Source organism: Vibrio sp. HDW18, from assembly GCF_011306175.1.
Lineage (GTDB): Bacteria > Pseudomonadota > Gammaproteobacteria > Enterobacterales > Vibrionaceae > Vibrio > Vibrio chanodichtyis.
In genome coordinates, this window is record NZ_CP049913.1 from 1,646,618 (window position 1) to 1,673,412 (window position 26,795).

At 48.7% G+C, this 26,795-nt stretch carries 14 protein-coding genes, 4 tRNA genes and 4 rRNA genes; 12 read left to right on the forward strand and 10 right to left on the reverse strand.

Translation table 11 applies throughout. The features are described 5' to 3' along the window. Window position 1: 1 nt before the first annotated feature. The gene (locus G7083_RS08090) at window positions 2-1,378 is read right to left on the reverse strand and encodes a PhoH family protein (RefSeq protein ID WP_166014313.1); all 1,377 of its coding nucleotides are present in this window, start codon (window positions 1,376-1,378) and stop codon (window positions 2-4) included. 440 nt (window positions 1,379-1,818) lie between these two features. Between G7083_RS08090 and rapA the strand changes: the two genes are divergently transcribed. After that, window positions 1,819-4,728, forward strand: a complete 2,910-nt coding sequence (rapA, locus tag G7083_RS08095; protein WP_166014314.1) for an RNA polymerase-associated protein RapA — start codon at window positions 1,819-1,821, stop codon at window positions 4,726-4,728. A 92-nt stretch (window positions 4,729-4,820) separates the two neighbouring features. Here the strand turns inward: rapA and G7083_RS08100 are convergent, their stop codons facing one another. Further along, entirely contained in the window at window positions 4,821-6,656 is a 1,836-nt protein-coding gene (locus G7083_RS08100) for an acyltransferase family protein (RefSeq protein WP_166014315.1), read from the reverse strand. Window positions 6,657-6,745: 89 nt separating this feature from the next. Further along, the gene (locus G7083_RS08105) at window positions 6,746-8,017 is read right to left on the reverse strand and encodes a divalent metal cation transporter (RefSeq protein ID WP_166014316.1); all 1,272 of its coding nucleotides are present in this window, start codon (window positions 8,015-8,017) and stop codon (window positions 6,746-6,748) included. A 243-nt stretch (window positions 8,018-8,260) separates the two neighbouring features. Here G7083_RS08105 and G7083_RS08110 point away from each other — a divergent pair, with 243 nt between their 5' ends. Beyond that, window positions 8,261-8,998 (forward strand): pseudouridine synthase, encoded by a 738-nt coding sequence (locus G7083_RS08110; RefSeq protein WP_166014317.1) that lies wholly within the window; start codon window positions 8,261-8,263, stop codon window positions 8,996-8,998. 108 nt (window positions 8,999-9,106) lie between these two features. Here G7083_RS08110 and G7083_RS08115 read toward each other — a convergent pair whose 3' ends face one another. The 3 genes from G7083_RS08115 to pepA form a co-directional block, all read right to left on the reverse strand. Next, the gene (locus G7083_RS08115; RefSeq protein WP_166014318.1) at window positions 9,107-11,968 is read right to left on the reverse strand and encodes a valine--tRNA ligase; all 2,862 of its coding nucleotides are present in this window, start codon (window positions 11,966-11,968) and stop codon (window positions 9,107-9,109) included. 93 nt (window positions 11,969-12,061) lie between these two features. Next, complete coding sequence (locus G7083_RS08120; RefSeq protein ID WP_166014319.1) at window positions 12,062-12,511, reverse strand: DNA polymerase III subunit chi; 450 nt, start codon at window positions 12,509-12,511, stop codon at window positions 12,062-12,064. Between the two features lie 44 nt (window positions 12,512-12,555). Beyond that, window positions 12,556-14,067: a leucyl aminopeptidase gene (gene pepA, locus G7083_RS08125; protein WP_166014320.1), complete on the reverse strand. Its 1,512-nt coding sequence runs from the start codon at window positions 14,065-14,067 to the stop codon at window positions 12,556-12,558. 193 nt (window positions 14,068-14,260) lie between these two features. Between pepA and lptF the strand changes: the two genes are divergently transcribed. Both lptF and lptG read left to right on the forward strand, forming a co-directional pair. Then, window positions 14,261-15,361 carry an LPS export ABC transporter permease LptF gene (lptF, locus tag G7083_RS08130; RefSeq protein ID WP_166014321.1) on the forward strand — a complete coding sequence of 367 codons (1,101 nt, stop codon included), beginning with the start codon at window positions 14,261-14,263 and terminating at the stop codon, window positions 15,359-15,361. A gap of 3 nt (window positions 15,362-15,364) precedes the next feature. Continuing rightward, a complete protein-coding gene (gene lptG, locus G7083_RS08135) occupies window positions 15,365-16,435 on the forward strand; it encodes an LPS export ABC transporter permease LptG (RefSeq protein ID WP_166014322.1) in 1,071 nt (356 codons plus the stop codon). A 112-nt stretch (window positions 16,436-16,547) separates the two neighbouring features. On the opposite strand, the gene G7083_RS08140 is transcribed toward lptG, so the two are convergent. Further along, on the reverse strand, window positions 16,548-17,012 hold the full coding sequence (locus G7083_RS08140; RefSeq protein ID WP_166014323.1) for an RDD family protein: 465 nt from the start codon (window positions 17,010-17,012) through the stop codon (window positions 16,548-16,550). A 187-nt stretch (window positions 17,013-17,199) separates the two neighbouring features. Between G7083_RS08140 and G7083_RS08145 the strand changes: the two genes are divergently transcribed. The 8 genes from G7083_RS08145 (at window position 17,200) to rrf (G7083_RS08185) (ending at window position 23,490) form a co-directional block, all read left to right on the forward strand. Beyond that, window positions 17,200-17,284: transfer RNA gene (locus G7083_RS08145), tRNA-Leu, on the forward strand. 761 nt (window positions 17,285-18,045) lie between these two features. Beyond that, a 16S ribosomal RNA gene (locus G7083_RS08155) occupies window positions 18,046-19,603 on the forward strand. Window positions 19,604-19,665: 62 nt separating this feature from the next. Continuing rightward, a tRNA-Ile gene (locus tag G7083_RS08160) sits at window positions 19,666-19,742 on the forward strand. 8 nt (window positions 19,743-19,750) lie between these two features. Next, window positions 19,751-19,826: transfer RNA gene (locus G7083_RS08165), tRNA-Ala, on the forward strand. Between the two features lie 286 nt (window positions 19,827-20,112). Further along, a 23S ribosomal RNA gene (locus G7083_RS08170) occupies window positions 20,113-22,999 on the forward strand. 93 nt (window positions 23,000-23,092) lie between these two features. Beyond that, window positions 23,093-23,208: ribosomal RNA gene (gene rrf, locus G7083_RS08175) — 5S ribosomal RNA — on the forward strand. 48 nt (window positions 23,209-23,256) lie between these two features. Beyond that, window positions 23,257-23,332, forward strand: a tRNA-Thr gene (locus G7083_RS08180). Window positions 23,333-23,374: 42 nt separating this feature from the next. Further along, window positions 23,375-23,490, forward strand: a 5S ribosomal RNA gene (gene rrf / locus G7083_RS08185). The 16S, 23S and 5S rRNA genes sit together here with 3 tRNA genes alongside, the layout of an rRNA operon. A gap of 83 nt (window positions 23,491-23,573) precedes the next feature. Here rrf (G7083_RS08185) and G7083_RS15135 read toward each other — a convergent pair. The 3 genes from G7083_RS15135 to leuC all read right to left on the reverse strand — a co-directional run bounded on the left by G7083_RS15135 (window position 23,574) and on the right by leuC (window position 26,758). Next, window positions 23,574-24,609 (reverse strand): IS630 family transposase gene (locus tag G7083_RS15135; RefSeq protein ID WP_240911891.1). Its coding sequence is split into 2 segments (ribosomal slippage): window positions 23,574-24,149 and window positions 24,151-24,609, totalling 1,035 coding nucleotides; the frame shifts between segments, so codons are not numbered across the junction. 127 nt (window positions 24,610-24,736) lie between these two features. Next, window positions 24,737-25,339 (reverse strand): 3-isopropylmalate dehydratase small subunit, encoded by a 603-nt coding sequence (leuD, locus tag G7083_RS08200; RefSeq protein WP_166014324.1) that lies wholly within the window; start codon window positions 25,337-25,339, stop codon window positions 24,737-24,739. 15 nt (window positions 25,340-25,354) lie between these two features. Next, window positions 25,355-26,758 carry a 3-isopropylmalate dehydratase large subunit gene (gene leuC / locus G7083_RS08205; protein ID WP_166014325.1) on the reverse strand — a complete coding sequence of 468 codons (1,404 nt, stop codon included), beginning with the start codon at window positions 26,756-26,758 and terminating at the stop codon, window positions 25,355-25,357. Between the last annotated feature and the right edge of the window lie 37 nt (window positions 26,759-26,795).

Genomic DNA, 26,795 nt, shown 5'->3' on the forward strand with positions numbered 1-26,795 from the left:
CTTATAAATTTTGCTCAGCGAATTCAGCCAAACGGCTGCGTACCACGCCATTCAGATGGATGTTGGCGCTGCCTGCAAAGTTTTTGAAGCGCTCAACCATGTAGGTGAGGCCGGAAGTAACAGGGGTTAAATAGTGCGAGTCAATTTGGGCTAAGTTACCTGAGCAGACAATCTTGGTGCCTTCACCACAGCGAGTAATGATGGTTTTGATTTGTGAAGCGGTCAGATTCTGGCACTCATCGAGCAGCACAAAGGCATTTTGGATTGAGCGGCCACGCATAAAGTTGATCGATTTAAACTGAATATTGGCTTTATCGCAGATGTATTTGAGTGAGCCTTCAGTGCAGTGATCATTTTTATGCAGCGCTTCTAAGGTATCGGTGATTGAAGCGAGCCACGGCAGCATTTTTTCCTCTTCGCTACCGGGTAAAAATCCAATCGATTCACCAATATCCGGTGTGTTGCGGGTGACGATGATTTTATCAAACATTTTACGCTCAAGCGTTTGCTCTAAGGCGGCGGCCATGGCGAGCAAGGTTTTACCACTGCCTGCGGCTCCGGTGAGGATCACCAGATCCATCTCAGGATCGAGCAGCGCATCGAGCGCCATAGCTTGGTAAATATTTTTCGGTGTGATGCCCCAAGCGCGACGATGCACCATGCGATCGCGGCTCAGATCACGTAGGGTTAATTTATCGTCATCAATACTTTCGACTCGCGCGGCGAAATCGCTATCTTCATCGATCACATATTGATTGAGAAAGGTCGGGTCAAAAGGGGCGCGATCTAACTTATGAAAGGTGTGGCCAGCTAAAGTGTAGCTTTCAACCTCGGCGACACTATCCCAAAAATGTCCAGCGCGAGTTTGAAAGCCTTTAGTCAGATACTGAATATCATCAATCAGTTGATCGGTACGATAATCTTCAACCTGTAACACTCCAGCACCTTTGGCCCGCAAACGCATATTAATGTCTTTGGTGACCAATACCACTGGGCGTGGGGCGTGCTGAGTTTGTAAATAGAGCACCGCATTGAGGATCCGGTTATCCCCCTCTTTATCGGTAAACGCTTTGACCGTTTCCGCTAGGGCATAATCGGCCAAAATCGCCAGTGTGCCGCTGGCACCATGCTGTTTAGACAGTGAAATTCCAGAGCTGATTTGTTCCGGTGTCGCTTCATGAAACAGGTGTTCTAAGGCGCGAATCGCCACCCTCGCATCACGTGCTACATCGCGTTTGCTATCTTTAATTCGATCCAGCTCTTCCAGTACGGTCATCGGGATGATCACATCGTGCTCTTGGAAAGAGTAAATCGCAAGGGGCTCGTGCAGTAGGATATTGGTATCTAAGACAAACAGTTTGCGAACAGTATCGCTCATCAGCATCTCCTTACGGCATACACTACATTATCAGGGTAAACCCATACGTATTGGCGCGTGGTACCAGTTAAGTATATACCCTTCCTACTTGAAGCTGCAGCGGTGTTGGCGACGTTCGTTCACCCCAATCACATAGTTTGCCTATGCTCATGGGGACTCACTCACTTGCCGCCTACCTGCAACTCCAAGTTCTTTGGGTATAGTCATCACACCATTAAGCAATGCCACTGGTTGTTGACAATTTGATGTCAAGCCGCTGGCTTAGAAAAAAAAGTCACAAAAAGCCGCTTGTGATCGGGAATCAACGTGACCTGTATCACGCCATCAAGTAAGATTAGCGGCCTTTTTCTGCACCCCAATCGGCCTGTATCGATAAGCGACGGCTGATTGAATGGGAGTGCAAAATTCTCTGCAACGCTATTTGATGAGGTAATCCATTCATGTCATTTGCTTTAGGGCAACGCTGGATAAGCGATACGGAAAGTGAGCTCGGATTAGGTACTGTAGTGGCGCTTGATGCGCGTACGGTAACTTTGATGTTTGCGGCATCGGAAGAAAATCGTGTCTATGCACGCTCTGATGCGCCGGTCACCCGAGTGATCTTCAATGTCGGCGATGTGGTGGATAGCCAGCAAGGCTGGTCGTTACAAGTGGAACAGGTGCTTGACGAGCAAGGCGTATACACCTATTTAGGGACTCGCGTGGATACGCAAGAGCCCGCGATTGCGCTGCGTGAAATTTTCCTCAGTAACCAAATTCGTTTTAATAAACCGCAGGATAAGTTGTTTGCTGGTCAAATTGACCGCATGGATAACTTTGTGCTGCGTTATCGTGCGCTGACCAATCAATATCAGCAGCACAAAAGCCCGATGCGTGGCTTGTGCGGTATGCGTGCTGGCCTTATCCCTCATCAGTTGTACATTGCCCATGAAGTGGGTCGTCGTCACGCGCCACGCGTACTGCTGGCCGATGAAGTTGGGCTTGGTAAAACCATCGAAGCGGGGATGATCATTCACCAGCAAGTCTTGGCTGGCCGAGCGGAGCGGGTGTTGATTGTGGTGCCTGAAACGCTGCAGCATCAATGGCTAGTGGAGATGATGCGCCGCTTTAATTTGCACTTTTCTATTTTTGATGAAGAGCGCTGCGTCGAGGCATTGAATGAGGCGGATAACCCGTTTGAGACTCAGCAATACGTCCTCTGTTCATTGAATTTTCTGCGCAAAAGTCGCCAGCGTTTTGAACAAGCCTTAGAGGCCGACTGGGATTTATTGGTGGTGGATGAAGCGCACCACTTAGAATGGCACCCAGAAAAACCAAGCCGTGAATATCAAGTGATTGAAGCGCTGACCGAGCAAACGCCTGGCGTATTGCTGCTGACGGCAACCCCTGAGCAGCTTGGGCGTGAAAGTCACTTTGCTCGTTTGCGTCTGCTCGATGCGGATCGCTTCTATGATTATCAGGCCTTTGTTGAAGAAGAGGCGCAGTACGCTCCTGTCGCGGATGCGGTCACCGCGCTATTTAGCGGCGATAAACTGAGTGATGAAGCGAAAAATAAAATCGCGGAACTGCTGTCCGAGCAAGATGTCGAGCCACTGTTTAAAGCGCTAGAAGCCCATGCTTGTGCCGAAGAGATGGCGTTGGCTCGCCAAGAGCTGATCGATAACCTGATGGATCGTCACGGGACCGGGCGGGTTTTATTCCGCAATACGCGGTCAGCGATCAAAGGCTTCCCTGTACGTAATGTGCACCTGTTGCCGCTGGATATTCCGAGCCAATACACTACATCGATGCGCGTCGCGGGTATGCTCGGCGGTAAGCTCAGCCCTGAAGCGCGCGCGATGAAAATGCTCTATCCCGAAGAGATTTTCCAAGAGTTTGAAGGGGATGAGTCTTGCTGGTGGCAATTTGATTCGCGGGTCAACTGGTTGCTGGAAAAAGTTAAAGCTAAACGCAGTGACAAGATTTTGGTGATTGCTTCACGTGCCAGCACTGCGCTGCAATTGGAGCAAGCGCTACGTGAGCGCGAAGGCATTCGCGCTACCGTATTCCATGAAGGCATGTCGATCATCGAACGCGATAAAGCCGCCGCCTACTTTGCCCAAGAAGAGGGCGGTGCTCAGGTGCTGATTTGTAGTGAAATTGGTTCTGAAGGACGTAACTTCCAATTTGCCAACCAACTAGTGATGTTTGATCTGCCGTTCAACCCGGATTTGCTTGAGCAGCGAATTGGGCGTTTGGATCGGATTGGTCAGCAACGCGATATTGATATTTACGTACCGTATTTGACCGATACCTCACAAGCGATTTTAGCCCGTTGGTATCAAGAAGGTTTGAACGCTTTTGCGCAAACCTGCCCAACGGGGCGTGCGGTATACGATGCGTTTGCCGAACGTCTGATCCCGATCCTTGCTGCCGGTGGTGGTGACGAGCTGGAAGAGATCATTGAGCAATCGGCCAAGCTCAACAAAACCTTACACGCACAGTTGGAAGTTGGCCGTGATCGCTTATTGGAAATGCACTCCAACGGTGGAGATAAAGCGCGGCACATTGCCGAACAAATTGCCCAAACCGATGGTGATACCAATTTGGTTACTTTCGCGCTCGGCTTGTTTGACGCGATTGGTTTACATCAAGAAGATCGTGGTGAAAATGCCTTGGTGGTGACTCCGGCTGAGCACATGATGGTGCCCAGTTATCCGGGGCTGCCTTATGAAGGAGCGACCATTACCTTTGATCGAACAACGGCACTGTCTCGTGAAGATATGCACTTTATCAGTTGGGAGCACCCGATGATCCAAGGTGGTATCGATCTGCTGATGAGTGAAGCGGTTGGCGTATGCGCGGTATCGCTGCTCAAAAACAAAGCGCTACCTGTAGGCACGATTTTACTCGAATTGGTGTATGTGGTGGATGTGCAAGCGCCGAAACGCAGTGGCATCAGTCGCTTCTTGCCGGTGTCACCGATCCGTATTCTGCTCGATGCGCGCGGTAATGATCTCTCGACACAAGTGGAGTTTGAAGGTTTTAACCGCCAATTAAGTCCAGTCAATCGCCATTTAGCCAGTAAATTTGTTAGCTCAGTGCAGCATGATGTGCATCGTTTGATCACGGCCAGTGAAACGCTCGCTGAGGTACAAGTCAATGCGATCCGTGAACAAGCACAGCGTGATATGCAGCAGAGTTTGCATGGTGAATTAGAGCGTTTGCTGGCGCTTAAAGCGGTCAATCCGAACATTCGTGATCAAGAGATTGAAGCGTTAGAGCAGCAAATCCAAGCCCTGACCGGTTATATTGCCAATGCGCAGTATCAATTGGATTCATTGCGTTTGATTGTGGTCGCGCATAACTAAGTCATTGTGCCGTGCACTCAATAGCCAAGGCCTTCAAATGAAGGCCTTTTTAATGACTCACGGGTAATTAATCGCCATAGCGTGTAGTCGAATTACAGTTCGTTAGTTGCTGATGCGGTAAATATTTGCTTAAACATTGGCACTAATAGTTTGTTACCGTATTCACTTAAGTGATCATCATCGTAGTAAATCGGGCGGCCATTTTTACTGCCCCAGCAACGTCCTTCAGAACACAAATAAGGCAGTGGGTCGAGGATTTTAACACCACACTGCTCCGCCGCTGCATCTTGCGCTTCCCACACGACTTTATGCCGTTCATGGTACTCATCAAGTGAAATAGAAATACCCGGTGCGGCCTTACCAAACATTAGCGCCTGGGACATGGTTTTGGGCACATCAATACCCATTTCAGGTATTGGGCGCACGAGGTACACCCGAGATGGGTTGTCAATTGAGCACATGGTTTTTATCAGATGAGCCTTAAATTGACGATTTAATTCGGCACTCGGTTTGTCATATTGAATGTCAAAATAACTTAAGGGGATGCCTTGATATTGTGTGTTTTCATTGTACCCATAAATATAAAGACTTAATCTATTGATGATGAATATTTTTGTACTATTTGAATAATTTTCATTAATTATGGTGATGGCCTTGTTATTGAACTCGTGGCATCGACTCTTGGGATCTGTCTTTTTAAGCCCTAAAACAGTTGGGCATGAGCTATAGGTTAATTCTATTGCTTTGCCATTGCTGGCAATTGGTACTGCACTCACAATGCTATTAGCATGACTATCTCCGACCACGATCGCCTTTACCTCGCCATGACCAAATTCACATAGTGGGGAATCGGTGCCCTTGTTGAGGCCTAAATGGCAGGTATTACGGGAGGGGTTAAAATTAAATGTTTCGTCTGCAATCCGCTGAATTTCTAGATTTAAGCGCTGCATCACCAGCGGATATTGCACTTTAATTAACCCCCAAACCCCAGTTGCCACCAAACCAATGAATGTGATCATCGCCACTAATACCATACTCTGACGCATAATTGCTTGGTTGTTCAGACGACGACGTGTTGGATTTTCAACCCAGTGCAGTGATAATTCACCGAATATCAGCGAGCTGAAAATCGCTAAAATTACCCACTGTGGATTGGTGTGCTCCCCAGCATAGGTGAGCAATACCACCAGTGGCCAGTGCCACAAATAAACCGAATAAGAGCTGGCGCCAAGGCGGCGCGTCACAGGGTTGGCGGTAAGCCATGAATGCTGACGGTTAGCCGCTAATACCAACATTGCACCCACGACAGGGACTAAAGCTAAGTAGCCCGGCCATTGCATCGTGGCATCAAAAGTCGTGATAGCAAAAATAATCAGAGCAAAACCGAGTAGTTCAGCGAATGCTGCCCATGGCTGGCTGGCTGGCTGGCTGGCTGGCTGGCTGGCTGGCTGGCTGGCTGGCTGGCTGGCTGGCTGGCGTGTTACCCACCAGACCAATCCGCCTGCGAGCATTTCCCATGCGCGGGTGGGTAATAAATAAAATGCGGCCCCAGGCCAGCGCATAGTGGCATACACCGACAGCAGAAGCGAGGCCAGGCCAGCTGCAATCAGCGCCCATTTTACCCCGCGTTTGCCAAACCAGTGCCATACCAGCAAACAGCCGATCGGTAGTAGCAGATAAAACTGCCATTCCACGGAGAGTGACCAAGTATGTAGTAGCCATTTATCATGGGAAGCTGCATCAAAGTAGCCAGCTTCGCGCCAGAATTTAATATTAGACAAAAATGCCACTGCCGTGCCGACATGTCCGGCCAGCGTCTTGTAATCGGCATTCGGTAGCCAAAACCAGCCAATGACTAACAAGCTACTACATAATACCAATAGTGCAGGAATGATGCGCCGTGCGCGTGCGAGATAATTGGCAAGCAATCACGGTGGACCGTTGCCGTTATAATGGTTCTTTTACGCTTAAAATCGTCGAACTATTGTGCTATGTGACTGATATTTTTAAAAGCATTTTACATTAACCATTTCCACCAAATAAATAAGGCAAGAAAGCCAAACAGGTAAGTAAGGCCAATCAGTGATAGAAGTTTCAGTTTCGGGCCGACTTGTAGCGTGGCCGGTAGTGTGGTTCTGGTGACCAGAATGTAGTTGAGTAACGCAAAAAATGGCGTGGTCATAAACGCCATCACCATTGCAAAGTCGAGTAATGGCATTAGTGCGGAGGCGAAGAACAGAATAATCGCCATCGCCAACAGCGAGACCATCAGCATCCAAGCTTGCAAAATTTGTGGTTTTTGCTGCGCTCTACGTTGCAGCAAGCGCTGCGATTCTGCGATCACTCGTGAATAACCATCAATCACGGTAATCGTGCTGCCAAAAATACAGAAAAAAGCGATCACCGCAGTTAGGTAGCGCGCCCATTCGCCGATGGTGCTGGCATACATTCCAACTAATTGATGTGAAAAGCCAACGCCAGAGGTGGCCAGTTCAACGCCAGAGCCATGTAGCACTAAGGCACCGAGCGCCAAAAATACCATGGCTAATAGCGCAGTACCGATATAGCCGACATTAAAATCCAATAAGGCCGACTGAGGCGTTACCGTTTGCTGGCGGCATTGGCTTTTTAGCCACAGCGAGGTCAGGCTGGAGATTTCAATCGGTGCTGGCATCCAGCCCATGGTGACCACGATAAAACCAATCGCAGCCAGTGTCCAAGGCGAGGGGATCGGCTCGACCTGTACGCTTGGGGTGTAATTTACTGCAGCGATTGCCACGGCCAGTAAGGTTGCGATCGTCAGGACGGCCATGATCAGTTTTGATAAGCTATCTAAAGCTCGATAGTGACCAGCGAATAAGATCATTAAGCAGGTGATGAGCACCAGCATACACAGGGTTAGGTGGCTAAGCTCAAACGGAATAAAGTAGCCAAGTAAACTGGCACTGAACAGCAACAGCGCGGCAGTATTGATGATGGCTGAAAATAGGCTCAGGATGACAAATACCCACAAATAAGCACGGCCAAGTTTGGCGTAACCTTCAACTAAGCTCTCGCCTGTGCCCATGGTGTACTGAACCCCAGCTCTAAAAAACGGGTATTTGAAGAGATTGACGAGCAAAATCAGCCCCGCAAGTTGCCAGCCGTAAATCGCTCCCGCTTGGGTTGATGCCACCAGATGTGATCCTCCAACAGCGGCGGCCGCCATCATGATCCCAGGACCGAGTGAGCGAATAAGCTGGGTCAGTGAACCTCGTGTCTGCGAGGGACAAGGTGCAGTATTTTCCATTTTGATTCCTTTTAAAATGGTGAGGGTAAACGGATTTCTTTTTGGTGCTTTTGATTTGTCAATGACAAGTATAAATATCACATAAGTTGTAATCGTCAATAAATATTTACACTCAATGGCAATTTTAAATGAGGGTTGAGCGAGAGTGAGGTGATTTGCTGACGGATCCGCAAGCTTTAGGGCTAACAGGCTAGCCAATAGCTGATATAATGCGCCGTTTTTTGGTGAGACGAGACAATAGTAATGGCAATGACCGAATACAATCCTCCTAAGGATCCGTGGATTGATGTGATTTATGAGGATGAACATATCATTGCAGCCAACAAACCTTCCGGTTTGTTATCGGTTCCTGGGCGACCCGTTGAGCACTACGACAGTATGTGGGCTCGTTTGGTGGATTACTGCCCTGAGGTGAAAGTGGTACATCGGCTCGATATGTCGACTTCTGGCCTGATCCTATTTGCCAAGGGCAAACATATGGAATCGGCGTTGAAGAAGCAGTTTCAGTATCGTCTCACGCATAAAATTTACTATGCCCGCGTATGGGGAGTGATGGAGCAAGACGAAGGTGAGGTTAATTTGCCGCTATGCTGTGATTGGCCCAATCGGCCGAAACAGAAAGTCTGTTTTGAAGAGGGACGTGATTCGCTAACCCGTTATCAAGTGGTCCAGCGCGAAGAGAAAACGACTGTAGTGCGGCTGATCCCAATTACTGGACGTTCGCATCAACTGCGTGTGCATATGCAATCGCTTGGTCACCCGATCGTCGGTGATGATCTGTACGCGCCACCAGAAGCCGTTGAGTTTGCCGATCGCTTGCAACTGCATGCGGCTGAGCTGTGTTTCTATCATCCTCGTAGTCATTGGCTACGCACGCTCTTTGTGCCTTGTGATTTTTATCCGCAGGCTGAGGAGCAAATTTTGCAGCATTTTGATCCTGAGCGAAAACTGCCCGATTATAAAAAGCTTAAGCAAGACTAACGGCACGAGCTCGCCCACCATCGAATGCTGAGCGATCAGAAAAGACCATAAAAAAGGCAGCGAAATCGCTGCCTTTGTGTTTTTAATCAAATGTTTTGAATCAAGCGCTTACAGTGCAGCGATGGTTGCTTTTTGCTGCTCAAGTTTCACCAACGCTTCTTGATATCCGGCGAGCTTTTCACGCTCTTTGCTGATCACCGCTTCTGGCGCTTTGGCCACGAAACCTTGGTTACCGAGCTTGCCTTCGATACGCGCAATTTCACCTTGTGTCTTAGCAATCTCTTTGGCCAGACGATCCAGCTCTGCGTCTTTATCAATTAGGCCGGCCATTGGGATCATCAGCTCAGACTTGCCAACCAGTGCAGTAGCACAGGCAGGTGTCGCTTCGCCATCCGCCAAGACACGAATACTTTCCAGCTTGGCTAGAGAAACCAGCACTGGTTTGTTGGCTTCAATGCGCGCCGCATCTTGCTCATTCGCCACTTTGAGTATCACTTCCAGAGGTTTACCTGGGTTGATGTCGTACTCTGCACGCAGGTTACGGATGCTAGTAATAAAGGCTTTCACCCACTCAATGTCATCCAAGGCTTCTTGGTTGAAGTTGGCCGCATCATACTGAGGCAGCGCTTGCAGCATAATAGTATCGCCTTGCACGCCATCGACCAGTGGCTTAACACTTTGCCAGATGGTTTCGGTGATATAAGGGATCACGGGATGCGCCAAACGCAGCGTTTTCTCTAGTACGGTGATCAGCGTGCGACGGGTTGCGCGTTGCTGAGCTTCCGTGCCTTTCCACAGCACTGGCTTAGTCAGTTCTAAGTACCAGTCACAGAATTGGTTCCAGATGAATTCGTACAGCGTATTCGCCGCCATATCCAAGCGGAAGTTATCAATGTGGCCATTGAACTCTTTCGCCGCCAGTTCGAATTGTGATTCGATCCATTTGTCGGCCAGTGAGTACTCAAGCTCTGCGCCTGCGGAAAAACCACAATCTTGCTGTTCGGCGTTCATCAGCACATAACGGCTGGCGTTCCACAGTTTATTACAGAAATTGCGGTAGCCTTCCAGACGCTTCATATCCCAGTTGATGTCACGACCGGTGGACGCCATGGCCGCGAGGGTGAAACGCAGTGAGTCGGTACCGTAGGCTTCGATGCCGTTTTCAAACGTCTTACGCGTATTTTTCTCAATCTTCGCTGCCAGTTGTGGCTGCATCATGTTGCCGGTACGTTTGGCGACCAGAGATTCAAGATCAATACCGTCAATCATGTCGATTGGATCAAGCACGTTACCTTTCGATTTCGACATTTTGTCGCCGTTTTCGTCACGGATCAGACCCGTTACGTACACGGTTTTAAATGGCACTTGTGCTTTGCCATCTTCATCTTTACAAAAATGCATGGTCATCATGATCATGCGCGCAACCCAGAAGAAGATGATGTCAAAGCCAGTGACCAGCACATCGGTTGGGTGGAATACTTTCAGCTCAGGAGTTTTCTCTGGCCAGCCTAGTGTGCCGAAGGTCCACAATGCTGATGAGAACCAAGTGTCGAGTACATCATTGTCTTGACGAAGTACCACATCCGCTGCTAGGTTATTTTCTGCGCGCACTTCAGCTTCATCACGACCAACAAACACATTGCCTTGTTCGTCATACCAAGCTGGAATGCGGTGGCCCCACCACAGTTGGCGCGAGATACACCAGTCTTGAATGTCACGCATCCAAGAGAAGTACATGTTTTCATACTGCTTTGGTACGAATTGGATATCGCCATTTTCTACCGCTTCAACCGCAGGTTTGGCCAGAATACCGGCACGAACGTACCATTGGTCGGTCAGCATTGGCTCAATCACCACGCCGCCACGGTCGCCATAAGGCACGGTGAGATCGTGATCTTTGATCTCTTCCAGCAGGCCTAACTGTTCAAATTCGGCGATGATCGCTTTACGCGCGGCAAAACGCTCCATGCCTTGATATTGGGCAGGGATTTCGGTGCCGTAAGCAGTACTCGTTTCGCCATTGGTGTTAAACACTTCAGCAGCATCACGAATGTTGGCATCAAAGGTGAGGATATTGATCATCGGCAACTGGTGGCGCTTACCGACTTCATAGTCGTTGAAATCGTGCGCTGGGGTAATTTTCACACAGCCAGTGCCTTTTTCCATATCCGCATGTTCGTCACCGAGGATCGGAATGCGACGACCGACGATCGGCAGGATCAGTTGTTTGCCAATCAGATCTTTATAACGCGGATCTTCAGGGTTAACCGCTACGCCAGTATCACCCAGCATGGTTTCTGGACGGGTAGTCGCCACCACGATGTAATCTTTACCATCGGCCGTTTTCACACCATCCGCTAGCGGGTAACGGAAGTGCCACATGTGACCTTTGGTCTCTTTGTTTTCTACTTCCAGATCGGAGATCGCGGTGTGCAGTTTGGGATCCCAGTTGACTAGGCGTTTGCCGCGGTAGATGAGGTCATCTTTATAGAGGCGCACGAACACTTCTTGCACGGCTTTGTAGAAGCCATCATCCATGGTAAAGCGTTCACGATCCCAATCGACAGAGGCGCCAAGACGACGCAGCTGCTTGGTGATGGTACCGCCAGATTCAGCTTTCCATTCCCAAATTTTGTCGATGAACGCATCACGGCCGTAATCGTGCTTGGTTTTGCTTTCTTCTGCCGCGATCTTACGCTCAACCACCATTTGCGTGGCGATACCCGCGTGGTCGGTTCCCACTTGCCACAAGGTATTTTTGCCCTTCATCCGCTGACAACGGATCAGAGTATCCATAATGGTGTCTTGGAAGGCGTGGCCCATATGCAGGCTGCCGGTAACGTTCGGTGGCGGGATCATGATGCTGTAGGCATCTTTAGTGGTGTCACCGTGAGGCTTAAAGTAGCCTTGCTGTTCCCAAGTCTGATACAGATCTTGTTCGATTGATGCTGGGTTGTATGTCTTTTCCATAGTGCTCTTTAATGGATGCTGTGATGGTTAATTCAATCTATCGCTATAGTTGAGCTTTCTTTGAGCAGAAAGTTTAACTATAAGGATGGACGGTTACGGATACTGGATCTCAACCGTTTGCAGCTGATAACCCGCTTGTCGATAGAGTTTATACCGCTCGCGTGCGAGCTGCTTGGCATTTTCTGCGCAGGGCACGAAGTCTACCACTTCGGCAAAGGTACGCGCAAAGGTTGTCTGATTATCCGCCAAATTTATTGCCAATTGACGATTCCAAGAAGGGGAAACGCCGACATAACCTATCTCAATCGCGGTACCGTATTTGGGGCCTTCGCCGACCAAATTGTGCGCCAAAAATTGCTCAGCTTCGAGCTGCCAAAAGTGCTCAGCAAGCTGTTCCGCATGTTGTTTATCTTGGCATTGCAGGTAAATTCGCGCCCCTTGTGCGGTAAAGTGACGCGCCAAATACAGCACGTATTCAAGCAAACCCGTTACAGTTGCCTGCGCGGAGCTGGGGGGGATGAGATAAAAGGTCGCGGTTGGCATCTTGGTTACCTTTCACTAAAAAGGGCCCGTAGGCCCTAGTATGTTTACTCTTCTGCGTCTAGGCTGCCACTGCGATTGAGCAGGAATTGGACCAAGAGTGACACCGGACGACCGGTAGAGCCTTTGGCTGCGCCTGAGCGCCAAGCTGTTCCAGCAATATCTAAGTGTGCCCAGTTGTATTTCTTGGTAAATTTAGCCAAGAAACAGCCCGCGGTAATTGCGCCGCCGGGGCGACCACCAATGTTGGCCATATCGGCAAATGGGCTCTTGAGCTGTTCGTGATATTCATCGGCCAGTGGTAAGCGCCAAGCACGATCACTGGATTGCTCAGAGGCATTCACCAGCTCATGGGCTAATGGATTGTGATTGGCCATCACGCCACTAATGTGATGACCTAAAGCGATCACACACGCGCCAGTCAGTGTCGCGACATCGACCACGCAATCCGGTTCAAACCGTTCAACATATGTCAGCACGTCACACAGCACCAAACGACCTTCAGCATCAGTATTTAATACTTCAACGGTTTGGCCTGACATGGTGGTCAGAATATCCCCTGGGCGGTAAGCGTTACTGCCGGGCATATTTTCACAACCGGCCAAGATGCCAACGACGTTAAGCGGTAGACCTAGCTTGGCAAGCGCTTTCATGGCACCAAAAACCGATGCCGCGCCGCACATGTCGTACTTCATCTCATCCATACCTTCACCCGGTTTGAGTGAGATACCGCCTGAGTCGAAGGTTAGCCCTTTACCGACCAGCACAATCGGTTTGGCTTCTGGGTTTGGATTGCCTTTGTATTCGATGACCGACATCATCGATTCATTGCGTGAGCCACGACCGACTGCAAGGTAAGCGGCCATGCCCAGTTTTTCCATCTCTTCTTCACCAATGATTTTTGTGGTGATGCTCTCATAATCGTCGGCCAGACGACGAGCTTGTGAAGCAAGGTAAGCTGGATTGGCGATATTGGGCGGCATATTGCCAAGATCTTTGCACGCTTTAACCCCAGATGAGATCGCAAGGCCGTGGGCAATCGCGCGTTCACCAAGATTTAATTCACGGCGAGTCGGCACGTTGAAGACTAATTTGCGCAGTGGACGGCGAGTTTCTGGCTTAACACTTTTGAATTGATCAAAGGTGTACAGGCTATCTTTGGTCGCTTCTACTGCTTGACGCACTTTCCAATAGGTATCACGACCTTTGACGTGCAGCTCAGTCAAAAAGCACACCGCTTCCATTGAGCCAGTTTCGTTTAACGTATTGATAGTTTTCTGAATGATCTCTTTGTACTGCCGCTCACCCAGCTCGCGTTCTTTACCGCAACCGACCAGCAGAACTCGTTCAGATAACACATTTGGGACTTGATGCAGCAGTAGCATCTGCCCTGGTTTACCCTCGAGATCACCACGACGCAGCAGTGAGCTAATATAGCCATCGCTGATTTTATCGAGCTGTTCTGCGACTGGAGAAAGGCGACGCGGCTCAAACACCCCGACAACGATACATGCGCTGCGCTGTTTCTCAGGGCTGCCACTCTTAACACTGAACTCCATGCGTACTCCTACATCCTGAAGACAAATAGAACTAAATGGTAGATAATGCATCTCTTACTTGCTGGATCCTATCAAGGATCGACCTTTTGTATGCACAACCTAGCCGTTAGCGAAATTTTCAAAAAATAAAAGGTTCATCCGGAAATTATAGTGATTCAATCAAAAAAACAAGTTTTGCATAGGTAATTTCAGCGTGATTATTGTTAGATATTTGATCCGAGAAACAATAAAAAGTCAGTTTGCGATCTTTTTCGTGCTGTTTTTAGTGTTTCTCAGCCAGAAATTTATCCGCGTGTTAGCCGAGGCCTCTGACGGTGATATTCCTACCAGCATGATTTTATCGATTGTCGGACTCAATATGCCGGCGATGGGCCTATTAATGCTGCCATTAAGTCTATACATCGGAATTTTGCTCACTTTTGGCCGTTTATATGCGGAAAGTGAAATTACCGTGATGAATGCCACCGGAATTGGCAATAAATTTTTAATTCGCGCAGCGTTATACCTCGCTTTGATCACCGCTTCAGTGGCGGCTTTCAATGTGTTGTGGCTTGCCCCTTGGAGCCAAGATAAAGAAGCGCAATTAATGGAGCAGTTTGCCTCCGAAAACAGCGTTGAGCTGTTGCAAAAAGGCCATTTTCAACGCTCTCCCGATGGTTCATCGGTGGTGTTTATCGATAATATCGAAAATAAAAAACTGCATAACGTGTTTGTCGCCCAACTGATGCCCCGTGAATCGGTACTGCCAAGTGTGATGTTTTCCAATTCTGGTGATGTTAAAGAGTTGAGCGACGGCCGCCAAATCATCACCCTATATAATGGGACGCGCTATGAAGGTATTCCTACCCGGGTTGATTATATGATCACCAATTTTGATGCTTATGATGGCTTGATTGGTCAGCGTGAAGTGAAGTCGTCGGATCGTGATTGGGAAGCTTTGTCGACTTTCAGTTTGTTGCACGATTCTAATCGTCAAGCTCAAGCAGAATTGCAGTGGCGGATCTCGTTGGTGGTGTGTATCCCATTACTGACCATGTTGGTGGTGCCGCTATCGGCGGTTAACCCTCGCCAAGGACGCTTTGCCAAAATGGGGCCAGCGATCTTGATCTATTTGACCTATTTCTTAGCGCTTAGTGCGACCAAGTCTGCCATCGAGGATGGCTCGTTGCCAGTGATTATCGGTTTGTGGCCGATCAATGCGGCATTGTTAATCGCGGCTTTGATTGTCAATACCACAGATAGTATACCGATGCGCCGCTTTAAAGACCGATGGAAACAGAGAACGAGGGCTTAAATCGTGTTTAAAATCCTAGATTGGTATATCGGTCGTACGATTGTTGCCACGACAGCTTTAGTGCTGGTGACCTTTGTTGGTCTGTCTGGCATCATCAAATATGTTGAGCAACTGCGTAAAGTCGGTGATGGCAGCTACGATTTACTGCAGGCGTTATGGTTTGTAATACTCAGTATGCCACGCGACATTGAAATGTTTTTCCCGATGGCGGCTCTATTAGGGGCTTTGATTGGCTTAGGGGCATTAGCTTCCAGTTCCGAATTGGTGGTGATGCAGGCGGCGGGGTTTTCTAAGCTCGATATTGGGTTGTCGGTGCTTAAGACGGCCATTCCACTGATGATCATTATCACTTTGCTCGGCGAGTGGGGCGCTCCGCAAGCACAGAAACTGGCGCGTGATATGCGGGCCTTTGCTACTTCGGGTGGCGCGATCATGTCGGTGCGCACCGGCGTTTGGGCGCGCGATGCGAACGATTTTATTTTTATCGCCAAAGTGGATAACGAGCAGCTTTATGGGCTCAATTTATGGCGTTTCGATCAGAATAAAAAACTCAGTGAGGTAATTTTTGCTGAGTTGGCGGAGTATGTCGGCAGCAATGAGTGGCTGATGAAAGATGTTCAGTTGACCCGTTTGAACAATGAGATTGAGATCAGTAAACAATCTTTACCTGAATACCGTTGGCGCACGTCATTAGCACCCGATAAGCTCGCGGTTGTGACCGTCAAGCCAGAAGAGTTATCACTGAGTGGCTTGAATGATTATGTGCAGTATTTGCAAGCTTCAGAGCAAGATGCCTCCCGCTATCAACTGGCTTTTTGGCGCAAAGTCACGCAGCCGATCTCGATTGCGGTGATGATGCTGATGGCACTCTCGTTTATTTTTGGCCCATTACGTAGTGTGACAATGGGCGCGCGAATTTTATCTGGCGTGATCGCAGGATTTACCTTCTATATCTCCAGTGAATTTTTTGGGCCGCTAAGTTTGGTGTATGGGCTGCCACCTTTATTAGGTGCACTTGCCCCTGGTTTGGTTTTCCTCGCGATCGCCTTAGGCTTATTAGGTCGAAAACTCTAACCCCAAGCAAGCGGTGATGAGCGACCAGGGAAATAAAGAGTAATAAAAGAGCGCGAGGTTTTCCTTGCGCTCTTTTGTTATGCGGCGGACAACTCGATAAGTTGCGTGGTTTTTAAGGTAATACCACGACGCGAGTTTTGGCCCAGATATCATGAAATCCGCGCTGTTTGGCATCACACACCACAGTTAAGTTGGCAAGCCCAAAGCCCGAAGTCGCTAAACGAATCAAAGCTTGAGTGATAGAAATGGTTTGCCCTTGTTCGCTACACAAATACAGCTTCCAAGCACGCATACCTAAAGTTTGCCCCGCGCGCGTCCAGAAATAGACAAAAAAACCGATCCAAGTGAGAGCCAGATAAGCACGATAAACCACACTCCATAGCGGATGTGTGCTGAGCAGATCACTGGCATCTTGATAGGGGGCGTAATTCACCAACTGCGCGGCAACTAAAGCTTCAAGTACTGCGACCACGATCCCGCCGGCAATGATTAACATCGCTATCACGATCAGAGTATCGTAGCTCCAGGCTGCTAGACGGCGTAATAAACCTGCGCTAGGGAGGGTGGTGTAATTCATGTTGCTCAGTGCTGGCCATTAAAGGTAACAGAATAGCCAGAGGTGAAGGCTAAATAAAGAGCACTGGCACACCGCTTATGGTTCGATGGTGAAATAATCAGCAAACAACACAGCTTTCAATATTTTGCTATTGCGTGACTGCGCTTCTTACGTATAATGCGTTCCATCAAAGGGCAATAGCCTAGATGCCGATGTGGTGAAATTGGTAGACACGACGGATTCAAAATCCGTTTCCTTCGGGAGTGACGGTTCAAGTCCGTCCATCGGTACCATGATTTAAAGAAGCCGACTCAATTGAGTCGGCTTTTTGCTTTTTCATCGACGTGAAATCTTTCCCTCTGATAGCCAAACTTACCAGCTATTATCTTTAATTAAAGTGGCTTGCCATTGTAGCCAGTAATTCACGTGATCCCCTTGAGCAATACCTCGCTTCTTCTTTCTGACGTGGTTGATCGTTCGGAATAACGAAGGGGGCGTTTTATTAAGATTTGCGCAGCAGAAAAGCGACAAAACTAAAGGAAAAGTTCAATAAATAACAGTTTTGCTGGTTTTGTAGGCGAATGAATGGTTTTTTAGAAAAAAGTGCATTTAGGGTCTTGCCAGAAACAAAATCATCCCTATAATGCGCCCTCACTGACACGGCAGACGCCGCAAGGCTTTCGGGCCAGTCAGTTAGGCAAAACGCTTCGATGCAAAAAGATGAAAAAAGTGTTTGACACTGACCATTATCTCGCTAGAATGCACAGCCTCTTCGGTAAGAAAGCCGAAGCAAAACGCTCTTTAACAATATAAACCAATCAATCTGTGTGGGCACTCGTTGATGATAATCTCAAAAAGATTAATCAATGAACTGAGTGACCAAATCAAGTTGGTCAGCAGCCTTGAGCTGTTTTGTTTCACTTTTTTAAAAGTGAAAGCCAACAAGAGCACAGTCAATTCATTATCGTTCTGTTGGAACGATAATAGCTTTGAATTACTAAGGTAATTTAAAGTCAGTATTCATTGAGCCGAAGCGAAAGCTTCAAAAAACTTTTAATTGAAGAGTTTGATCATGGCTCAGATTGAACGCTGGCGGCAGGCCTAACACATGCAAGTCGAGCGGCAGCACAGAGGAACTTGTTCCTTGGGTGGCGAGCGGCGGACGGGTGAGTAATGCCTGGGAAATTGCCCTGATGTGGGGGATAACCATTGGAAACGATGGCTAATACCGCATGATGTTGTTTTCTATAAACGAAGATAACCAAAGAGGGGGACCGTAAGGCCTCTCGCGTCAGGATATGCCCAGGTGGGATTAGCTAGTTGGTGAGGTAATGGCTCACCAAGGCGACGATCCCTAGCTGGTCTGAGAGGATGATCAGCCACACTGGAACTGAGACACGGTCCAGACTCCTACGGGAGGCAGCAGTGGGGAATATTGCACAATGGGCGCAAGCCTGATGCAGCCATGCCGCGTGTATGAAGAAGGCCTTCGGGTTGTAAAGTACTTTCAGTCGTGAGGAAGGTTGTAGCGTTAATAGCGTTATGATTTGACGTTAGCGACAGAAGAAGCACCGGCTAACTCCGTGCCAGCAGCCGCGGTAATACGGAGGGTGCGAGCGTTAATCGGAATTACTGGGCGTAAAGCGCATGCAGGTGGTTTGTTAAGTCAGATGTGAAAGCCCTGGGCTCAACCTAGGAGTTGCATTTGAAACTGACAAGCTAGAGTACTGTAGAGGGGGGTAGAATTTCAGGTGTAGCGGTGAAATGCGTAGAGATCTGAAGGAATACCGGTGGCGAAGGCGGCCCCCTGGACAGATACTGACACTCAGATGCGAAAGCGTGGGGAGCAAACAGGATTAGATACCCTGGTAGTCCACGCCGTAAACGATGTCTACTTGGAGGTTGTGGCCTTGAGCCGTGGCTTTCGGAGCTAACGCGTTAAGTAGACCGCCTGGGGAGTACGGTCGCAAGATTAAAACTCAAATGAATTGACGGGGGCCCGCACAAGCGGTGGAGCATGTGGTTTAATTCGATGCAACGCGAAGAACCTTACCTACTCTTGACATCCAGAGAATCTAGCGGAGACGCTGGAGTGCCTTCGGGAACTCTGAGACAGGTGCTGCATGGCTGTCGTCAGCTCGTGTTGTGAAATGTTGGGTTAAGTCCCGCAACGAGCGCAACCCTTATCCTTGTTTGCCAGCACGTAATGGTGGGAACTCCAGGGAGACTGCCGGTGATAAACCGGAGGAAGGTGGGGACGACGTCAAGTCATCATGGCCCTTACGAGTAGGGCTACACACGTGCTACAATGGCGTATACAGAGGGCAGCGATACCGCGAGGTGGAGCGAATCTCAGAAAGTACGTCGTAGTCCGGATTGGAGTCTGCAACTCGACTCCATGAAGTCGGAATCGCTAGTAATCGCAAATCAGAATGTTGCGGTGAATACGTTCCCGGGCCTTGTACACACCGCCCGTCACACCATGGGAGTGGGCTGCAAAAGAAGCAGGTAGTTTAACCTTCGGGAGGACGCTTGCCACTTTGTGGTTCATGACTGGGGTGAAGTCGTAACAAGGTAGCGCTAGGGGAACCTGGCGCTGGATCACCTCCTTACACGATGATTATCGTGATGAGTGTCCACACAGATTGATATGGTTTAGATTTGAGCATGAAGTGGGTCTGTAGCTCAGGTGGTTAGAGCGTACGCCTGATAAGCGTAAGGTCGGTGGTTCGAGTCCACTCAGGCCCACCACTAACGATGGGGTTATAGCTCAGCTGGGAGAGCGCCTGCCTTGCACGCAGGAGGTCTGCGGTTCGATCCCGCATAACTCCACCATCTTTAAGCGTTTTCGCTGAGAATGTTTAAAAATGGTTCTTGATGAATCTTGCTCTTTAACAATTTGGAAAGCTGACAAAACAACAAATTCGTTTGTTGTTTGTAAAGTTCTCAATGTTTATCGAAAGATAAACACCAACAACACATTCAAGTGTGCTTGGTATCGAATAAGGCTAAGGTCTTGTTCAAAATTTGAGTCCGGCAAAATCTGTCTCGCACTCATGTAAATAAACGCGAGACAACTTAGGTTGTTTAAACAACAACCCGAAACTCCTTCGGGTTGTATGGTTAAGTGACTAAGCGTACACGGTGGATGCCTGGGCAGTCAGAGGCGATGAAGGACGTACTAACTTGCGATAAGCGCAGATGAGGCAGTAAGAGCCGTTTGAGTCTGCGATTTCCGAATGGGGAAACCCAGCTGCATAAGCAGTTATCACTAGATGAATTCATAGTCTAGTGAGGCAAACCGGGGGAACTGAAACATCTAAGTACCCCGAGGAGAAGAAATCAACCGAGATTCCGGTAGTAGCGGCGAGCGAACCTGGATTAGCCCTTAAGCACTCGTTGAAGTAGGTGAACAAGCTGGAAAGCTTGGCGAAACAGGGTGATAGCCCCGTAACCGACGCTTCATCGAGCGTGAAATCGAGTAGGGCGGGACACGTGATATCCTGTCTGAATATGGGGGGACCATCCTCCAAGGCTAAATACTCCTGACTGACCGATAGTGAACCAGTACCGTGAGGGAAAGGCGAAAAGAACCCCTGTGAGGGGAGTGAAATAGAACCTGAAACCGTGTACGTACAAGCAGTAGGAGCACCTTCGTGGTGTGACTGCGTACCTTTTGTATAATGGGTCAGCGACTTATATTCAGTGGCAAGGTTAACCGTATAGGGGAGCCGTAGCGAAAGCGAGTCTTAACTGGGCGTTCAGTCTCTGGATATAGACCCGAAACCGGGTGATCTAGCCATGGGCAGGTTGAAGGTTGAGTAACATCAACTGGAGGACCGAACCGACTAATGTTGAAAAATTAGCGGATGACTTGTGGCTAGGGGTGAAAGGCCAATCAAACTCGGAGATAGCTGGTTCTCCCCGAAAGCTATTTAGGTAGCGCCTCGGACGAATACTACTGGGGGTAGAGCACTGTTAAGGCTAGGGGGTCATCCCGACTTACCAACCCTTTGCAAACTCCGAATACCAGTAAGTACTATCCGGGAGACACACGGCGGGTGCTAACGTCCGTCGTGGAGAGGGAAACAACCCAGACCGCCAGCTAAGGTCCCAAAGTATTGCTAAGTGGGAAACGATGTGGGAAGGCTCAGACAGCTAGGATGTTGGCTTAGAAGCAGCCATCATTTAAAGAAAGCGTAATAGCTCACTAGTCGAGTCGGCCTGCGCGGAAGATGTAACGGGGCTAAGCAATACACCGAAGCTGCGGCAATATCTTTTAGATATTGGGTAGGGGAGCGTTCTGTAAGCCGTTGAAGGTGAACTGTAAGGTTTGCTGGAGGTATCAGAAGTGCGAATGCTGACATGAGTAACGACAAAGGGGGTGAAAAACCTCCTCGCCGGAAGACCAAGGGTTCCTGTCCAACGTTAATCGGGGCAGGGTGAGTCGACCCCTAAGGTGAGGCCGAAAGGCGTAATCGATGGGAAACGGGTTAATATTCCCGTACTTTTGACTATTGCGATGGGGGGACGGAGAAGGCTAGGTGGGCCAGGCGACGGTTGTCCTGGTTCAAGTGCGTAGGCTTAAGAGTTAGGCAAATCCGGCTCTTTGTAAGGCTGAGACACGACGTCGAGCTGCTACGGCAGTGAAGTCATTGATGCCCTGCTTCCAGGAAAAGCCTCTAAGCTTCAGATAGTCAGAAATCGTACCCCAAACCGACACAGGTGGTCGGGTAGAGAATACCAAGGCGCTTGAGAGAACTCGGGTGAAGGAACTAGGCAAAATGGTACCGTAACTTCGGGAGAAGGTACGCTCTTGATGGTGAAGTCCCTAGCGGATGGAGCTGACGAGAGTCGCAGATACCAGGTGGCTGCAACTGTTTATTAAAAACACAGCACTGTGCAAAATCGCAAGATGACGTATACGGTGTGACGCCTGCCCGGTGCCGGAAGGTTAATTGATGGGGTTAGCGCAAGCGAAGCTCTTGATCGAAGCCCCGGTAAACGGCGGCCGTAACTATAACGGTCCTAAGGTAGCGAAATTCCTTGTCGGGTAAGTTCCGACCTGCACGAATGGCGTAATGATGGCCACGCTGTCTCCACCCGAGACTCAGTGAAATTGAAATCGCTGTGAAGATGCAGTGTACCCGCGGCTAGACGGAAAGACCCCGTGAACCTTTACTACAGCTTGGCACTGAACATTGAACCTACATGTGTAGGATAGGTGGGAGGCTATGAATCGATGACGCTAGTTGTCGTGGAGCCGTCCTTGAAATACCACCCTTGTATGTTTGATGTTCTAACTTAGGCCCCTTATCGGGGTTGAGGACAGTGCCTGGTGGGTAGTTTGACTGGGGCGGTCTCCTCCCAAAGAGTAACGGAGGAGCACGAAGGTGGGCTAATCACGGTTGGACATCGTGAGGTTAGTGCAATGGCATAAGCCCGCTTAACTGCGAGAATGACGGTTCGAGCAGGTGCGAAAGCAGGTCATAGTGATCCGGTGGTTCTGAATGGAAGGGCCATCGCTCAACGGATAAAAGGTACTCCGGGGATAACAGGCTGATACCGCCCAAGAGTTCATATCGACGGCGGTGTTTGGCACCTCGATGTCGGCTCATCACATCCTGGGGCTGAAGTCGGTCCCAAGGGTATGGCTGTTCGCCATTTAAAGTGGTACGCGAGCTGGGTTTAGAACGTCGTGAGACAGTTCGGTCCCTATCTGCCGTGGGCGTTGGAAGATTGAAGGGGGCTGCTCCTAGTACGAGAGGACCGGAGTGGACGAACCTCTGGTGTTCGGGTTGTGTCGCCAGACGCATTGCCCGGTAGCTAAGTTCGGAATTGATAACCGCTGAAAGCATCTAAGCGGGAAGCGAGCCCTGAGATGAGTCTTCCCTGACAGTTTAACTGTCCTAAAGGGTTGTTCGAGACTAGAACGTTGATAGGCAGGGTGTGTAAGCGTTGTGAGGCGTTGAGCTAACCTGTACTAATTGCCCGTGAGGCTTAACCATACAACACCCAAGGGGTTTTGATGGACTCAATAAGCTAAGCGCATAGAATGTGTGTGTGAGAATGAAAACAGCTTTCCAGATTTTAAAATTTTGCTTGGCGACCATAGCGTTTTGGACCCACCTGACTCCATTCCGAACTCAGAAGTGAAACGAAACAGCGTCGATGGTAGTGTGGGGTTTCCCCATGTGAGAGTAGAACATCACCAGGCTTTTAATTACAAAGCATGCTATAAATAACGTGCTTTAAAAACTTGTGTGCTGATATGGCTCAGTCGGTAGAGCGCATCCTTGGTAAGGATGAGGTCCCCAGTTCGATTCTGGGTATCAGCACCATCTATTTCAATGAGTAGCATTAAGCTAACATTATAAAATTTGCTTGGCGACCATAGCACTTTGGACCCACCTGATTCCATCCCGAACTCAGAAGTGAAACGAAGTAGCGCCGATGGTAGTGTGGGGTTTCCCCATGTGAGAGTAGGACATCGCCAGGTTTGCTTTCAGGGCCGCTGTAGTGATACAGCGGCTTTTTGCTATTTGAGATTTATGCATTTCTTCATTATACCAATCTGGAAAATTAACTGGTCAGCTCTATCCACCTTCTCGAACACATCTGTCTGACTCTGGCCGAGCATTTCAAAAAACTATTCCAAGCCCGACATACTTTGGAGACAATGTCTTCGTAATCCGTAAAAGACTGGTTGGCTAGATAGTGTTGTCTTAACCAACTCCATACTTGTTCTATTGGATTCAACTCAGGGGAATAGGGCGGGAGTTTGATGACACTGAGGTTCTGAAATTCATTGGCAATATCTTCTGTGTGCCAGCTTGCACCATCCATAATGACCACTGCGTGACGACCTTTTTCGGTCACCGCGGAGATCTGCCTAAGATGCTCAACCATAAGGTCCTTGTTAACCCAAGGAACGACCATCGCCTCGCCAATGCCTCTAGCGGGACAGACAGAACCAAACAGATACGCATATTCAAATTGTTGTTGCTTCACGGCTCTGGGACGTGTTCCTTTTTCTGCCCATAACCGTGTGGTGGTGTTTTGTTGCCCAAATCTGGCTTCATCCTGAAACCAGACATCAACCCGTTCTAAAGCGATATGTCCTGGGATCTTCAGGATCGTTTCAATTTTAAATTTTTTTAAAATCGTCTTGGATTTGCTGGGATTGACGAGGATGTTTGGAGCGAGAAGTTACCCAAGAGAACCCCATGTGCTCGAGCAGGTAATAGATAGAATCAGGGTGGTAGTGCTGGCCAAATTCTTTCACGATATAAGCGTGGATGTCGGCCCCTGTGAGTCGTCCGCCTAGTGTATCATTGGCTTTATCTTTGATGTATTGGCTCAATTGCTCTCTTTGCTTGGATGTTAAGAATGGTGGTCGTCCCGTTCTTGGTTTTTCCTTGAGGCCTTCTAATCCTTCCTCAAGAAAAGTGTGAACCCACCGATTAACACTGGTTCGGCTGACCTTAAGAAACTTGGCGATTTGGGTGCGAGAGTGCCCATCTTTGAAATGGTCGAGGGCCAGCAGTCTCATTTTCATCTGAATAGATTTCTGCTGGCTTGCGAGCTTTTTAAAGTCGATATTATTGAGGCTGTCCATAGTGAATAAGTTCTATCGTTGAATGCCCTCAATTAGATCATATTTTTTCTTTGGTTGGTATAATAATGCGATAAAAAGGCCACCTATTGGCAGCCTAGTGAGTATGCTCGATTTTAATCAAAGCGATCTATTTTAGAAAACTGGGGATATTTGCTTCATACTCAGTGATCTTTGCCTGATGCTGGAGTGTTAAACCTATGTTATCTAAATTATTTAGTAGGCAATGACGGCGAAAATCATCCATTTCAAAAGAATAGATATTGCCATTAGCCAACACGCTGAGCGCTTCTAAATCAACGGTGATCGTCGCCCCTTGATTATGTTCAACATAGTTAAACAGCTCTTCCACTTGTTGTTCGGTTAAGCGAACTGGGACCATTTGATTGTTAATCGTATTGCCATAAAAAATATCAGCGAAGCTTGGCGCGATAATCACCTTGATACCATAGTCGGCTAATGCCCAAGGGGCGTGTTCACGAGATGAGCCACAACCAAAGTTTTCGCGCGCCAGTAAAATGCTCGCGCCTTGATAACGAGTCTGATTCATCACAAAATCGGGGTTTAATTGTTCACCGGCACCATCCAAAAAGCGCCAATCGTGAAAAAGGTGTTTGCCAAATCCGCTACGATTTACTTTTTGCAGAAACTGCTTTGGAATAATCGCATCGGTATCAACATTAGCGGCATCCAGCGCCACGACTAAACCGGTATGTTGTTGAAATCCTGACATCGGGTTCTCCTTGAGTTAAAACTGACGAATGTCGACGAAATGACCGGCAATCGCGGCTGCTGTTGCCATCGCTGGACTGACTAAATGTGTCCGAGCATCACGCCCTTGTCGTCCTTCAAAGTTGCGGTTAGATGTAGAAGCGCAGCGCTCTCCCGCCCCGAGGCGATCATTGTTCATCGCTAAACACATTGAACATCCTGGCAAGCGCCATTCAAACCCTGCTTCAATAAAGATTTTATCTAACCCTTCCGCTTCGGCTTGGGCTTTAACTTGCTCCGAACCCGGTACAATGAGAGCCTGCACATGAGAAGCGACTTTCTTACCTCTTGCGATCGCGGCGGCGGCACGCATATCTTCAATTCGTGAGTTGGTGCATGAACCGACAAACACTTTATCAACTGGATAGTCGGACAGTTTTTTGCCTGCTTCTAGCCCCATATAAATCAGCGCTTTTTCTGCTGAACTGCGCTCAACTGGATCACCAAACTGGCTGGGTGATGGAATCGGCTCATCAATCGCAATCACTTGCCCAGGGTTCGTCCCCCAGGTGACTTGTGGCTTGATGTCTCGCGCTTCAAGAGTGATGACAGCATCAAACTGCGCATCATCATCGGTACTTAAAGTTTGCCAATATGCAATCGCAGCAGACAAATCTTCACCTTGAGGGGCAAATTTTCGGCCTTTGATGTAGTCGAAGGTGGTTTGATCGGGGGCGATCAAACCCGCTTTAGCTCCAAGTTCAATCGCCATGTTACAGACGGTCATCCGTCCTTCCATGGAGAGATCGCGGATCGCTTCACCACAGAATTCGACTACATAACCTGTTCCTCCTGCTGCGGTCGTTTTACCGATGATCGCCAGTACAATATCTTTGGCGGTGATACCAGGAGCCACTTTGCCTCGCACTTCAATTTTCATGGTTTTGGCGCGCCCTTGCTTCAGAGTTTGGGTCGCCAATACGTGCTCTACTTCTGAGGTGCCGATACCAAAAGCGAGTGAACCAAATGCGCCGTGAGTGGCGGTATGTGAGTCACCACAGACAATCGTCATACCCGGTAGGGTAATGCCAAGTTCAGGCCCCATTACGTGTACAATGCCTTGGTATTTGTGATTAATGTCGTACAAAGTAATGCCAAACTCTGCACAGTTTTTGGAAAGAGTTTGCATTTGGATACGTGCCATTTCACCGGAGGCATTAATGTCTTTGGTGGTGGTGGATACGTTGTGATCCATGGTGGCAAAGGTTTTATTGACTTGGCGAACGGCACGGCCTTTTTCACGCAAGCCATCAAAGGCCTGTGGAGAAGTCACTTCATGGACTAGATGGCGGTCGATGTACAAAATCGGTGTTTCTCCCGCTGCGGCAATGACCACATGGGCATCGTAAATTTTTTCGTAAAGAGTTTTGGCTTTTGACATTGCTTGTTCCTTGCGCTCAGTGAGCTAAAGAGGTTTG

Coding starts and splice junctions, on each gene's coding strand:
- pepA (WP_166014320.1), bottom strand. CDS start 14,067: ATGGAGTTCAGTGTTAAGAGTGGCAGCCCTGAGAAACAGCGCAGCGCA.
- G7083_RS08140 (WP_166014323.1), bottom strand. CDS start 17,012: ATGAATTACACCACCCTCCCTAGCGCAGGTTTATTACGCCGTCTAGCA.
- rapA (WP_166014314.1), top strand. CDS start 1,819: ATGTCATTTGCTTTAGGGCAACGCTGGATAAGCGATACGGAAAGTGAG.
- G7083_RS08120 (WP_166014319.1), bottom strand. CDS start 12,511: ATGCCAACCGCGACCTTTTATCTCATCCCCCCCAGCTCCGCGCAGGCA.
- leuD (WP_166014324.1), bottom strand. CDS start 25,339: ATGTCAGGATTTCAACAACATACCGGTTTAGTCGTGGCGCTGGATGCC.
- leuC (WP_166014325.1), bottom strand. CDS start 26,758: ATGTCAAAAGCCAAAACTCTTTACGAAAAAATTTACGATGCCCATGTG.
- G7083_RS08110 (WP_166014317.1), top strand. CDS start 8,261: ATGGCAATGACCGAATACAATCCTCCTAAGGATCCGTGGATTGATGTG.
- G7083_RS08090 (WP_166014313.1), bottom strand. CDS start 1,378: ATGAGCGATACTGTTCGCAAACTGTTTGTCTTAGATACCAATATCCTA.
- G7083_RS08115 (WP_166014318.1), bottom strand. CDS start 11,968: ATGGAAAAGACATACAACCCAGCATCAATCGAACAAGATCTGTATCAG.
- G7083_RS08105 (WP_166014316.1), bottom strand. CDS start 8,017: ATGGAAAATACTGCACCTTGTCCCTCGCAGACACGAGGTTCACTGACC.